The 12,558-nt window shown below is 34.6% G+C and carries 11 protein-coding genes; 1 reads left to right on the top strand and 10 read right to left on the bottom strand.

The genetic code is table 11. The features are described 5' to 3' along the window. Window positions 1-27: 27 nt before the first annotated feature. On the bottom strand, window positions 28-309 hold the full coding sequence (locus AC3WTA_RS14300) for an aspartyl-phosphate phosphatase Spo0E family protein (protein ID WP_000495533.1): 282 nt from the start codon (window positions 307-309) through the stop codon (window positions 28-30). A gap of 397 nt (window positions 310-706) precedes the next feature. Here AC3WTA_RS14300 and AC3WTA_RS14295 point away from each other — a divergent pair, with 397 nt between their 5' ends. Then, on the top strand, window positions 707-1,477 hold the full coding sequence (locus tag AC3WTA_RS14295; protein WP_001234117.1) for a divergent polysaccharide deacetylase family protein: 771 nt from the start codon (window positions 707-709) through the stop codon (window positions 1,475-1,477). 67 nt (window positions 1,478-1,544) lie between these two features. Here the strand turns inward: AC3WTA_RS14295 and cbpA are convergent, their stop codons facing one another. The 9 genes from cbpA to AC3WTA_RS14250 all read right to left on the bottom strand — a co-directional run bounded on the left by cbpA (window position 1,545) and on the right by AC3WTA_RS14250 (window position 12,551). Further along, window positions 1,545-2,168, bottom strand: coding sequence for a cyclic di-AMP binding protein CbpA (gene cbpA, locus AC3WTA_RS14290; protein WP_001264216.1), 624 nt, complete (start codon window positions 2,166-2,168; stop codon window positions 1,545-1,547). A gap of 124 nt (window positions 2,169-2,292) precedes the next feature. Further along, window positions 2,293-2,922 (bottom strand): class II aldolase/adducin family protein, encoded by a 630-nt coding sequence (locus AC3WTA_RS14285; protein WP_000895989.1) that lies wholly within the window; start codon window positions 2,920-2,922, stop codon window positions 2,293-2,295. A gap of 248 nt (window positions 2,923-3,170) precedes the next feature. Then, the gene (locus tag AC3WTA_RS14280; protein ID WP_000750359.1) at window positions 3,171-5,429 is read right to left on the bottom strand and encodes an NEAT domain-containing leucine-rich repeat protein; all 2,259 of its coding nucleotides are present in this window, start codon (window positions 5,427-5,429) and stop codon (window positions 3,171-3,173) included. 429 nt (window positions 5,430-5,858) lie between these two features. Then, window positions 5,859-6,641, bottom strand: coding sequence for a DeoR/GlpR family DNA-binding transcription regulator (locus AC3WTA_RS14275; protein ID WP_000117659.1), 783 nt, complete (start codon window positions 6,639-6,641; stop codon window positions 5,859-5,861). A 40-nt stretch (window positions 6,642-6,681) separates the two neighbouring features. Continuing rightward, a complete protein-coding gene (locus AC3WTA_RS14270; RefSeq protein ID WP_000862179.1) occupies window positions 6,682-7,866 on the bottom strand; it encodes a saccharopine dehydrogenase family protein in 1,185 nt (394 codons plus the stop codon). Continuing rightward, entirely contained in the window at window positions 7,863-8,960 is a 1,098-nt protein-coding gene (gene phnW, locus AC3WTA_RS14265; protein WP_000138240.1) for a 2-aminoethylphosphonate--pyruvate transaminase, read from the bottom strand. Before phnW ends, AC3WTA_RS14270 begins: the two co-directional genes overlap by 4 nt. A 15-nt stretch (window positions 8,961-8,975) precedes the next feature. Next, window positions 8,976-9,770: a phosphonoacetaldehyde hydrolase gene (phnX, locus tag AC3WTA_RS14260; RefSeq protein WP_000861861.1), complete on the bottom strand. Its 795-nt coding sequence runs from the start codon at window positions 9,768-9,770 to the stop codon at window positions 8,976-8,978. Window positions 9,771-9,791: 21 nt separating this feature from the next. After that, a complete protein-coding gene (locus AC3WTA_RS14255; protein WP_000425408.1) occupies window positions 9,792-11,549 on the bottom strand; it encodes a putative 2-aminoethylphosphonate ABC transporter permease subunit in 1,758 nt (585 codons plus the stop codon). Next, window positions 11,550-12,551 carry a putative 2-aminoethylphosphonate ABC transporter ATP-binding protein gene (locus AC3WTA_RS14250; protein WP_000006169.1) on the bottom strand — a complete coding sequence of 334 codons (1,002 nt, stop codon included), beginning with the start codon at window positions 12,549-12,551 and terminating at the stop codon, window positions 11,550-11,552. It lies immediately after the preceding gene. Between the last annotated feature and the right edge of the window lie 7 nt (window positions 12,552-12,558).

Below are 12,558 nucleotides of genomic sequence, written 5' to 3'. Positions count from 1 at the left end.
ATCCTTATCCCAAAAGGGTAATTATACTTATTTCATAAAACCAGCCACAAGCATTCGCCAAAAATTACTTGATTTCCCTTCATATCCAATTTGAAAAATAGGTACCTTTATAATTGATAACCATTTTGGTGTTTGTTTTTCTTTATAACGCTGGTACTGTAAAATAAGCTTGTCCAATTCTTGACTCACTTGAATTGTCTCCATACTATTTAACCCACTTGTTAAACCTAATTGAATCATTTCTTCACGTTTCATATGAATATCACGTGAAAGCTTTTCTAATGTGTACTTCCTTTTTACAGTAAACATTCATATCCCCCTTATTATACTTCCATGCTCTCAACTTTACTTCTCCATTGGCCTTTTAACTACTTAATCATATTTGAATTTGAAGAATCAGAAAATTTAACATTTTCTCCCTGTAATTTACAAATCTTTACCCTCACTTTGAGAATTATTACAAATTATTCTATCTTTGTAAATACATTCGCAATAATAGACATTTTTTTCATCTTCTTTTTTTACAAATACCAATTAAATAGCGGATTTTCTATTTTCCATATACTTTTCTTCGACATTTTTTGTTTAATTTATATAAAAACGCAAAACATAATGATGATTGATAAAGTGAAATTTAATCATTGGGGATTTTGTCCATTCCTCACTGCTCGCAAATAGCGGGATAAAATAGAAAGGAAATATTTATATGCGCAAATATACGATTGCATTGCTTATATTTACTATGTTCTTACCATCCTTCTTGTTTCCTGTTCAAGCAAAGGCACATACAAACAAAGTCGCTATTGTCATTGATGACTTCGGCAATAATATGAAGGGGACTGATAAAATGTTATCACTTCCTATTCCACTGACTGTTGCCGTTATGCCTTTTCTCCCTTCCACAAAGGAAGATGCGATAGCTGCTCATAAGAAAGGGCACGAAGTTATTATACATATGCCAATGGAACCTATTAAAGGTAAAAAAGAATGGCTTGGACCAAAAGCAATTACAACTGATTTAAGCGACGAAGAAATAACTAACCGACTCGAACAAGCGATTCAAGAAGTGCCACATGCAATTGGCATGAACAATCATATGGGATCAAAAGTGACCGCGGACGAAAGAATTGTACGACTTATACTTGCAGCTTGTAAAAAACACGGTTTATTTTATTTAGATAGCAAAACAAATCCTAAGAGTGTTGTCCCAAAAATCGGGAAAGAATTAGGAGTGCCCATTATTGAAAATCAATTATTTTTTGATGATGTGTATACAGCAGCCCATATTTCAAAACAAGCCCAATTACTCATTAAAAAACTTCAAGAAAAACCGATTATGGTTGCTATTGGACACGTTGGACCTCCAGGTGAAATTACATCACGTGTTATAGAAACTTCTATTCCTAAAATTCGCGAACATGCAGATTTTATTTTTTTATCTGATTTAGCGTTATCTCCGCCTCCTGTTTCAAAATAAGATTCATTACTCACACTAAAAAAGGTACCAATCTGCATATAGCAAATTGGTACCTTTCCTTTTCACCTTAAATATAATCTACATGACTCACCCTGAATCCTTTTTTCTCTATTTTTTCGATTAATTGCTTTAATCTTTTTTCATTTAACTCATCTGCTATATTTACGATAACGCGGCGAATATATTGATCACCGTTATCTAGCGTAAATAATCCACCGATATTAAATGCTTTCAACAATGTCCCAAGTTCTTTAATCGTTCCCTTACAATCTTGTGTTGCAATTGTTAATATATAACCACCCGTCCGCATACCGAATGAATCTTCAATAACATCAAATATATTGGAATGCGTTAAGATACCGACAAATTCATTATAGTCATTTAGCACAGCTAAAAATGGAAGTCGACGAATAACATAAAATGCTCTAAAAAAAGAATCCTTTTCAAAAATAAATGCAGAGGAATCTCCCAGCATCTGTTCCGTACTTAATTTCTCTAATCCGCTATTACACTTCTTTTCTAAAAGATCTACTTTATAAATAATCCCTATAAATTTCTTTTCATCTTCTGCTAATACAGGGATTGCTCGAAATCCCGTTTCATTCATAATGCGCAAAGCCTCTTCACCTGAATCGTTCATTTTGCAAAATGTTACTTGCTGTTTTGGCAGAAAATGATATTTAACTCGCAAAATATGTTCCTCCTTACATGTCAACATGTAATCTATATATAATAAGGAGACCTATATTTTATGAGTGAAATTATTTTTAAAACGCTTTCATTTTTTATTGACTTGTAACGACGTCACAAACATTTTATATAACAGAGCTCTTTGCACCTTTTATCATTAACAACTTTACATGGTAATTCATTAAATATTCTATACCCTCTAGCCATTTTTTCGCTTCTTCTGGAGTTTTCCCCCACACAATCATGCCATAATTATGAACAAGAACTACTCCTCCACCTTCAATAAAATTCGGTACATTATTTTCTAATAAATCAGCGAATTTTTTCTCATCTTCTACAATGGGAATTGTCATTTCTGTTATACCTTCTTTTCCAAAAACACGTTCCACGCTACGTTTATCGAATGTTACGTCCCCTTCTTCTCCATATAACTCTGATATTAAATGGCTATCTACAGTCTGCACTTGTAAAATACATTCTGCACTACTTTTTTTATAAATATCCGCATGCATAAACGATTCTGCAGCTGGTTTTTCTTCATTTTCAAATACTGGCTCACACATACAATTAACAACAATAAAGTCTTCTTCTGAAAATAACCCTTTATCTCTTCCCTCAACGTTTACTAAAAAAGTTAACGGCTCTTTTGACGTACAGAGTGATAAACTAATTTTTGTACCATAAAACCAATCACGAAGTGCCAATTCAGATTTCACATCTTTTAATTCATTCCATTTCTTTAGAAAAAATAACATTTCGTCACCCCCGGCATAATATTTATATAATGTTCGAATCCTTTCTATGTAAAAGGAGTATTTTTTGATTATTCTAAAAATTTAATTGAATTATCACATGAGAACGCCTTTTTGTCAATATAGTTTCACAGCTCTTCTTTAAAATGGGCCCTTCATATATCTATAATTCTGTCTATTCCCTATTTCATTTTGTACATAAAAAATACGTTATTCTTTTTAAATCAAAGAATAACGTATTTTCTCATCTTTTATTTCTTTATTGCATTATATAAAAACTGTGCATATTGTTCACGTGTTACGAAATCATCACCTAAAAAGTTTCCTTTTCCATCACCTTTTGATATATTATTATCCGCTAAAGCTTTCACATATCCTTCTGCCCAATGACCTTTTGGCACATCAGTAAAGCTCTCTACACTCTTTTCACTTCCCTTTAACTGAAATACTTTTTGTAATACTACTGACATTTCATATCGAGTTAATACTCCATCTGGACGGAACTGACCATTATCGTATCCAGTCATAATACCGGCTTGTGCAACTGACTCAATAGCCCCTTCATACGCATTTCCTTTCGTATCTATAAACTTAATTTTTTCTTCCAGATTACGCTCCAACTTCAAGTACTTTTGTATTAAAACTGCTACTTGACCACGCGTAATATTGTCACCAAATCCAAATTCCCCATTTCCATAACCTACAAATAATTTTTCTTTCGCTAAATGATTAATTGCTTTCTCTGACCAATGGCCCTTTGGTACATCTTTAAACTCTATTACTTCTTCAGCTACTTTTTCATTTACAACCTTTTGAATCACAGAACCAGTGAAGAAAATACCTGTATCTGCAAATGGATCTTTCACTCCAAATTCATATACTTTCTCACCTGGTGTACTCCATTTCACTACACCATTACTATACGTACCACCTTCACTCTTCAGACGGATTTTTGTAGATACTTCACCGTCTTTTTCGTATATAGGTACTTTCACTTCTTTATTTACTTCTGTATCCTCTAAAAAGACTTTTTGATTTTGAACATTGATATAAGCCTTCTTACTTAGTTCTATTACTGGTCTAACATCGCGGATTTCATTTGCAACAAAACTTAAATATACTAACTTATTCAACTTACTAACTGGCGATAAGTCTGAAATATAATTTGCTTCTAAATCAAGTTTTTGTAAGTTTACTAGATTTGATAATGGAGTAATATCCTTTAACTCATTATTAGGTAAATCTAATTCTGTAAGCTGAGTCATTTTAGCAAGTGGTGTCACATCTTCAATTTGATTTTTACCGATAAATAATTTATTTAATTGATTCATTTGATCAATACCCGATAAATCTTTAACTTTATTACGTGTTAGTACTAAATCTTTTAAAGGTAATGAATATAACGGTTTAATATCTTCAATTTGATTACCTGCTAAAGTTAAGTATGTTACATTTTTCAACGCGCTTAATGGAGCAACATTCGTAATTTTATTATTTGCTAAATTCAAGTAATCTAGTTGTTCCATTTTCGCTAATGCTGTTACGTCTTCTATTTGGTTGCCTGATAGATATAAACTTTTTACATTTTTCATTTCAATGAGTGGTGCAACGTTTGTAATTTTATTATTACTCAGATCAAGAGATGCTAAATTATCCATCTTAACAAGTGGTGTTACATCTGAAAATTCATTACCACGCAAAGCTAAATGATTTAATTGCTTTAAATTCGCAAAGAACGATGGATCTGTTATCTTCGCATTCGCAACTGTTAAAGATTTTAAATTTGGCATATATTTTAATGCACTATAATCAAGAATCTCATTTGTGTTTAAAAACAAGTCCTTTACTTGTAATAACTCCTCTTTCGTAATTGGTGTATTTAAATCTTTTCTATTAAATACTTTTTTATTAACAAGTTCTCTTAATTTGTTATCTGTTATCATATTTTGACTATCAACTGGATGATCCGTTTCCGTATTGCCTGAATTAGAGTTATCATCTGGTTTCTCTGTTTCTTTGTCACCTACAGTTGGATCTTTAATTTCAAATTGAACTTGATATTTGTGATCATATCCGATGGCAGGAATAAGTATATGCATTTGCATATTATGCTTCTTCTCAAATTCGCCAATTTCAAATTGGACTACTTTCGTTCCATTTTTCCTCTTATCTTCTGATAAAACTTTCACATCTTGAAATACACCAGGTTGGTTTTTATCCTCTATTCTAAGATATTGAAAATAATCGCTATCTTGTATTGTTACAGTAACGATTTTTTTCCCATCTTCAATTGCTACTTTAGGATTTTTTATGTACTGAGAAACCATAGATGGCTCATCTTTTTGATCCTTATATATTTTAATCTCAGTATCGTATGTACGTTCACTAGCTGCTGCCACCGACTGGTTTGCTTCAGCTTTTAGTGCTGCTAATGCTGGAGTAGAGTATGTAGCAAATGGAATTGCTAATGTTGTGGCTACTACTAGCGCCTTAATATAACTTTTTTTCAAAATAATATCCCCTATCATATATAATTTTCGCAATTGATAAATGTTATCAATTGCCTACAAATAAATGATAATGAATATCATTATCATTGTCAATGGTAATATTACATTAAGTTTATATTTCCAAAGATAAAAAATAAAAAACCCTTTAATCAAAGGGCCTTTTTACCTAGCGTATGAAGAATTTCACTTTTTTCTTTTTCATTAATAAAACCAATTTTTTGCAAAATATTTGCATACAATACAAGTTTATTATATATCCGTTCTGACATGCTTCTCCCTTCTTTCCTTCGACCAACTTTTTTTGTATTGGTAAATTATATGAAAGAGATAAGAAAATGTGTCCACTTTTTGCATACATACAAATCTTTTATCCCGCTATTTGCGGACAGTAAAACTCCCACCTCAAAAATAGGTGGGAGTTCAATTTATTTAGCAAATTGTCCATTGAATATTATGATTTTTGACTTCCTCTTCAAAACTATAGGGCATTTTCTTATCACAAATTACATGTTGAATACGTGAAAATGCTGCTATTCGGTAATTTCCTTTTACCCCTACTTTTGTATGATCACATAAAATATATGTTTTCTCCGCTAATTTCAGCATCGCTTCTGACAGTTTCGCCTTTTCTAATTCAAAACTAGAAACCCCAAAACCAGGTAACAATCCATCAATCGAAACGAATGCTTTATGAAAATGAAATTGCTGGATTACTTGCTGCGAAATAGAACCTGACACACGTGAATGCTTTGGAGATACTTTTCCACCAATAAATAAAACTTCACCGTGAAACATCTTTTTATTAATAGAAGAAATTAATTGTGTAGCTACTGGAAATGAACTTGTTACAATCGTTAAATTTTTACGATGAACAAGATATGGCACCATTTGAAGTGGTGTACTTCCATCATCAATCGCAATCACATCTCCATCTTCCACAAACGTTGCTGCTTTATACCCAATTCTCTTCTTCTCTTCTATATGCAGCATCTCTCGTTCTAACATTGGTGCCTCTATTCCAGCTCCCGGAAGTTGCACGGCTCCACCATACACTTTCTTCAACTTCTTTTCACGATCCAATTCTTCTAAATAACGACGAATCGTCTCTGTTGATACAGCAAACTCTCTTGCTAACTCTGAAACTTTTACTTTCCCTTTAAACTCTACCTTCTCAAGAATGGTTCGCTTTCTTTCTTCACCTACTACAGACATAGCTTCACCCCATTGATTTCTACCTCATAAACTGCCTTACTTATACAAAGTTATAACTTTCTTTTTCAGTGAAAACTTCTTCATGAATATGAATACCACGTTTTTTTAGTTCATCAAAAATAATTTGTGGATTTACAAAAGCTTCCTCAGGTGTCACAACACCAACTTTATTTACATTCCCTTTTGCGATTAACTCTGTAGCAATCCCAAATGGAATACCGACGTTTCTCGTATAAGCTCTTAATTTTTCCCATCCTACAACAGAACCATCAGATAACGGGTGTGTATGATATAATACGTGCCTTTGTTTCTCATTATTTTTCATACCTATTACTTCTACATGAAGTGCATAACCGTAAATTTCTGTTTCTTGCCCTTCTTTTGATTGCAATAAATACTTCGAAATACAATCCATAATGCCAATTTCTTTCCCATTTATGTCAACCCGATCATTACGCAATATACCATAATCATATAAAGCACGTACGAGCTGCATATTTTTCTTTGGCCAAGTTCCTCTCGTCTCTATCAGTTTGACGCCTTTATGTTCTAGTGCTTTTGCTAACGTAATCGTTTCAGAATGCGGTATTATATACTGCGTTGCCTTACCATAAGGCGCCGGTAATTCAATTTCTCTTGGACGCGCAAAAGGAGGTACTTGCTTAAATTCACCATCTTCATATACTGTACGCGATGGTAAATGTGGATCATATTCATATGTCGTTGTTTCTGTAATGGATGCAGAAAAAGCAATTGGACGGTACGAGCCATGACTTACACGTACTGACTCTACAGTATCTAGCTGATTTGTTGCATGCATTGCCATCATTTGCGTTACACCTGGCGTCATACCAAAACCAGGTAGACACGTTTTTTCATTTTGAGCAAATATAGAATGAGATTCATTTTCTTCACCAAACCCATTCAAATTCACACCGTGACAACCTGCTTCTGCAATACATCGAGTAGACAATCCATTTAACTTAATTGTCGTACCGTCCATTACAATGTCATAACCTTTCATTTTTGCAACCGTATCCTCGTGATTCGTTACATCTACTTTCACAAAATCAACACGAGGATCGTTGAGCCATTCTACTACTTTCAGGCCCTCTTCTTCATTAAAATCAGCTACTGTAATCACCTCAAAAGATGAAAATTGCACTAAATCTAAAATTGCTTCACGACAAATTTTACCTGCTCCACCTAAACAAAATACTTTCAACCTATAACAACTCCTTTAGCGATACTATAAACTAAGCGATTGATATCTGCCTCATGTACATCACCGATATTTCCAATGCGGAATGTATCTACTTTTGAAATTTTACCTGGATAAATAACAAACCCATCACACTTTAATTCATTATATAACTGCCCAAAATCGAACCCCTCTTCTGGATAAATGAAGGATGTAATAATAGGCGATTGATATTTTTCATCTACTAGTGGCTTAAATCCGATTTCTCTCATTCCATTCACTAATATTTTTTGATTGTTATAATATCGATTGTAACGCGCTTCTACTCCGCCCTCTTTTTCTAATTCAAGTAGTGCTTGATAAAAAGCGTGTACAACATGTGTAGGTGACGTAAAACGCCATTTCCCATTTTGATTTTCCATCGTTTCCCACTGATCAAATAAGTCTAATGATAATGAACGTGCCTGCCCTTTACATTTCACCAATTCATCGCGCTTTGCAATAACAAAGCCGAATCCAGGAACCCCTTGAATACATTTATTCGCACTACTAATTAGAAAGTCAATTTGCAACTCAGCGATATCTATTTCAATACCACCAAAACTACTCATTGCATCAACCAGTGTTACTTTTCCGTATTGCTTCCCTAATTTACATACATCTACAATTGGATTGATAATACCTGTTGTTGTTTCGCAATGAACAACTGCAATATGTGTAATCTCTTTATCTCGTTGCAATATCTTTTCTACTTCTGCAATATTAGTAGGCTCCCACTCTTCTGTTTGACTGACCACCACATCTATATGTAACATCTCTGCCATTTGTACAATTCGCTTACCATACGCACCATTTGTACATACGAGCAGCTTTCCATCTTTAGGAACGACAGATCCAATCACTGCTTCAACTGAAAACGTACCGCTTCCTTGCATGAGAACAGTTGTATATGTCTCTTCTTCCTTCGTTGCTAACGATACAAGCTTAGCTCTTACCTCTTGTACCATTGTGTTATATTCATCATCCCACGTACACCAATCGTATAACATAACTTCTTTTACTGTTTTGGTTGTTGTTAATGGTCCAGGCGTTAATAATAAATAGTGATTTTCAGTCATGATCCTATTCCCCTTTTATGAAATAATAAGTTCTTGTTTCTCGATATGTTCCATTACGGTTTCAAGTTCCTGCATCGTTTCTATCGTAAAGTGCGCCCCATTTTCAACGAAACGATTGCGAACTACTTCTATTTTTTCACGAAGTTCTACCGGATCCATATTCTCCACTTCCTCTTCAGTTAAGCCGAGTTCGCTACTGCCAAGAATTACACCAACTGTCCACATACCAGCATTTCTTCCCTCTTTCATATCTGATACCGTGTCTCCAACTTTTATCATATGATTCATTGGATATACACCAAGCTCCATCGCATTTTTATAGCACATCCACGGATACGGACGACCTGCTGGAACATCATCTGGTGTTACAAGAAAATCAGGTTTATACCCTTGTAGTGCTGCTTCTTTTGCTACAATGTCCATCATTTCTCTCGTATAACCAGTCGTTGAACCAATTTTAATTCCTCTTTCACGTAAAGAAGCAATCACTTCTTTTACTCCATTAATCGGCGACGCATAGCGCGGTAAAATAGCGAAGAGAATCTTTTCGAATTCTTCATACATCTCCTGAATGTCTGCTTCTGTTGGTAATTGTCCGAAAATACGATTCCAATCACTCGCAATACGAGGCATCTCTGTTAATGCCCTAACATGATCAATTTTCAATAATCCCATTGGCTTACGGGCTTCTTCTGCAGTAATTGCAACACCGCGTTTATGGAAAATCTCCATAAATACTTCCAGTGGTGCAAAACATCCGTAATCAACTGTTGTACCTGCCCAATCAAAAATAACTGCTTCTACTTTCATTCAATCCATCACCCTTCTTATTTATCTTTTTTGCCATTGTGACGTTCGGTTACGAAGTGCTTTCGTTCCCCATTCATATACAACTCTCACTACAATATTTGTAACAACAATAAGTACACTCATTGCAGCTGCTGGTGCTACATTTCCTGCATCATCCATATTTACAATTGATACGGCAGCTAGTTTAAAATCAGCTGCATACAGGAATACAACTGCTGAGACGGTTACCATTGAATTTACGAAGTAGTACATTACCATTTCTAAAATGGCTGGTAAACACATCGGTACCGTAACTCGAAAGAATGTTTTATAAAACGGTATCCCCATCGACTGTGAAACAAGTTCAAACTCTCGATCTAATTTCTTTAAAGCTGTCGTTGCCGTAACAAATGTTACAGAATAAAAATGAATGATATTGACTAGTACTAGCACAGCAATTGTTCCGTATAGAGAATGGAACGGGTTCGTTACGGAAAGTCCAAAGATTTGTATTGTTGGTTGACTAAAGAAGAAGACGTAGCCTAACCCAAGTACTAAACCTGGTATCGCTAAAGGGACGATAGAGAAAAAGTAACCTGCTTTTCGGAAAAATTGTAGCTGATCTATTTTCTCAATCGCATAAGCGAACATAAATGTTAAAACCGCTCCAATAACCGCAGTAATTGCTGAAACAATTACGCTATTTTTAAATGCTTCCAGTCCATCTCCTGTTAAACTGGAAAAATTAAAATGCTCAAATGTAAAGCCCATATTATATGGCCATACTTTCACACTTGCAGCAATACCAACTGCCACAAATAATAGAATGATCATAAGCGTTACTACGCTACAATATACGAATGAAATAACATCTCGTTTCTTATTATTTATTATTCTGTAAGGTACTGATTTGGAAGATAAGAGATTCGCCTGCTTTCTTTGCGTAATGCGATCAACTGCAAAGGCAAATATAGCTGGGATTAATAAAATCATTCCGACAGTTGCACCCATCGGCATATTTTGCTGCCCAATTACTTGCTTATATACATCAGTAGCAAGTACATTATATTGTCCACCAACAATTTTTGGTGCCCCAAAATCAGTGAAACTAAGTGTAAACACAACGAACATCGCACTAATTAATCCGTACTTTACACTAGGTAAAGTAACAGTGAAAAATTGCTTTGTTTTACTCGCTCCTAACATATTAGAAGCTTCATATAAACGATAATCAGAGCCTTGAAAAGCAATTAATAATATAAGAAATGCTTGCGGAAATGTATACATGACTTCAGCCATTACAATTCCTACTGGTCCATATAAAGGGATTTGTATCCCTTCAAACAAACCAAACATTCCTTTCGTTACTAACCCTTGATTACCAAATAAATATGTAAGTGCGATACCATGCATCATCGTTGGTGCGAATAATGGTAACAAAGCAATATATTGGAATACACGCTTTCCAAACACATTCGTACGAGCGATCGCATAGGCGTAAGCGAAAGCGAGTGTCACTGCAATAATTGTTGTCGCGCCCGAAATCCATATCGTATTTTGTAATGATTGAACTAGCGTTGGTGTTGTAAAATATTTACTGAAATTCGCAACACCAATGAAAGCTCCATCTTTATCATAAAAAGCTTGTGTAAACAATTGTAATAAAGGTAATACAAGCATGATCAAAAACGCGAGAAGCATACCAATAATTAATAGTCTTTGTATCCACTCTTCTTTACCGATACGTCTCTTAATCTTTTTTTTCGTACTTTCTACCTTGAAATCTTCTAACATCTCCATCTATACAATGACCTTCTTTCCATATGACAACATATGATTTTCTGAGAAAGAGATTTGAATCGGCTTTCCTTTTCTAATTGCCGTTGCTTCTACTTCTGATGCCAATATATCCACTACAATTTTCTCGTTATAAAGATGTGTGTTTTCTTCTACGACCCGCACTTCCGTCCGATATACAGATCCGCGAAATTCCATGCTTTCCACAACCGTTTTAATACCATCCTTTTGTACAACTGTTACATGCTCAGGACGAATTGCATGTTCTTCATTGTTTTTCGAAAAGAAATTAATAGAACCAATAAAATCTGCCACAAATGGATTGGCTGGTCTTTGATAAATCTCCTCTGGTGTGCCAATCTGCATAATTTCCGCATGATTCATTACAACAATTTTATCGGCCATCGTTAATGCCTCTTCTTGATCATGCGTAACCATAATAGTTGTTACTCCTACTTTTTCTTGCAAATCACGCATTTCTCTACGTAACTTTTCACGCACTTTTGCATCTAAAGCAGATAATGGCTCATCGAGTAACAAAATATCCGGAGACAGAGCGAGCGCACGTGCAAGTGCTACTCGCTGCTGTTGTCCACCAGACATTTGAGCAGGATATTTATCTTTTACATTCAGCAAATCTACAAGTTCTAACGCCTCTAGCGCTTTCTCTTTTACTTCTGCTTTTCCATATTTTTTTGTCTTTAAGCCGTATTCAATGTTTTCAAGTGCTGTTAAATTCGGAAATAACGCATACGATTGAAACACCATTCCGAAATTCCTCTTTCCAGGAGGTAATGCTGTAATATCTTTTCCATCCACAGCTATACTACCTGTTGTTGCCTCTTCTAGCCCTGCTAAAATTCGAAGCAATGTTGTTTTCCCACAACCACTTGGGCCTAATAAACATACAAACTCATTTTTTTTCACAGTAAAAGAAATATCTTTTAACGCTGTAAATGCATCAAACTGTTTTTGAATATGTTGAATTGATAAATATTCGCTCATTTTTTCT

This window comes from Bacillus sp. EB106-07-01-XG149, assembly GCF_058791555.1.
This window is presented reverse-complemented; position numbering and strand designations above follow the sequence as displayed.

What these genes read in the sequence shown, in the direction of transcription:
- AC3WTA_RS14300 (WP_000495533.1), bottom strand. Translation starts at nt 309, where the DNA reads ATGTTTACTGTAAAAAGGAAGTACACATTAGAAAAGCTTTCACGTGAT.
- AC3WTA_RS14295 (WP_001234117.1), top strand. Translation starts at nt 707, where the DNA reads ATGCGCAAATATACGATTGCATTGCTTATATTTACTATGTTCTTACCA.
- AC3WTA_RS14285 (WP_000895989.1), bottom strand. Translation starts at nt 2,922, where the DNA reads ATGTTATTTTTTCTAAAGAAATGGAATGAATTAAAAGATGTGAAATCT.
- AC3WTA_RS14275 (WP_000117659.1), bottom strand. Translation starts at nt 6,641, where the DNA reads ATGTCTGTAGTAGGTGAAGAAAGAAAGCGAACCATTCTTGAGAAGGTA.
- phnW (WP_000138240.1), bottom strand. Translation starts at nt 8,960, where the DNA reads ATGACTGAAAATCACTATTTATTATTAACGCCTGGACCATTAACAACA.
- phnX (WP_000861861.1), bottom strand. Translation starts at nt 9,770, where the DNA reads ATGAAAGTAGAAGCAGTTATTTTTGATTGGGCAGGTACAACAGTTGAT.
- AC3WTA_RS14255 (WP_000425408.1), bottom strand. Translation starts at nt 11,549, where the DNA reads ATGGAGATGTTAGAAGATTTCAAGGTAGAAAGTACGAAAAAAAAGATT.
- AC3WTA_RS14250 (WP_000006169.1), bottom strand. Translation starts at nt 12,551, where the DNA reads ATGAGCGAATATTTATCAATTCAACATATTCAAAAACAGTTTGATGCA.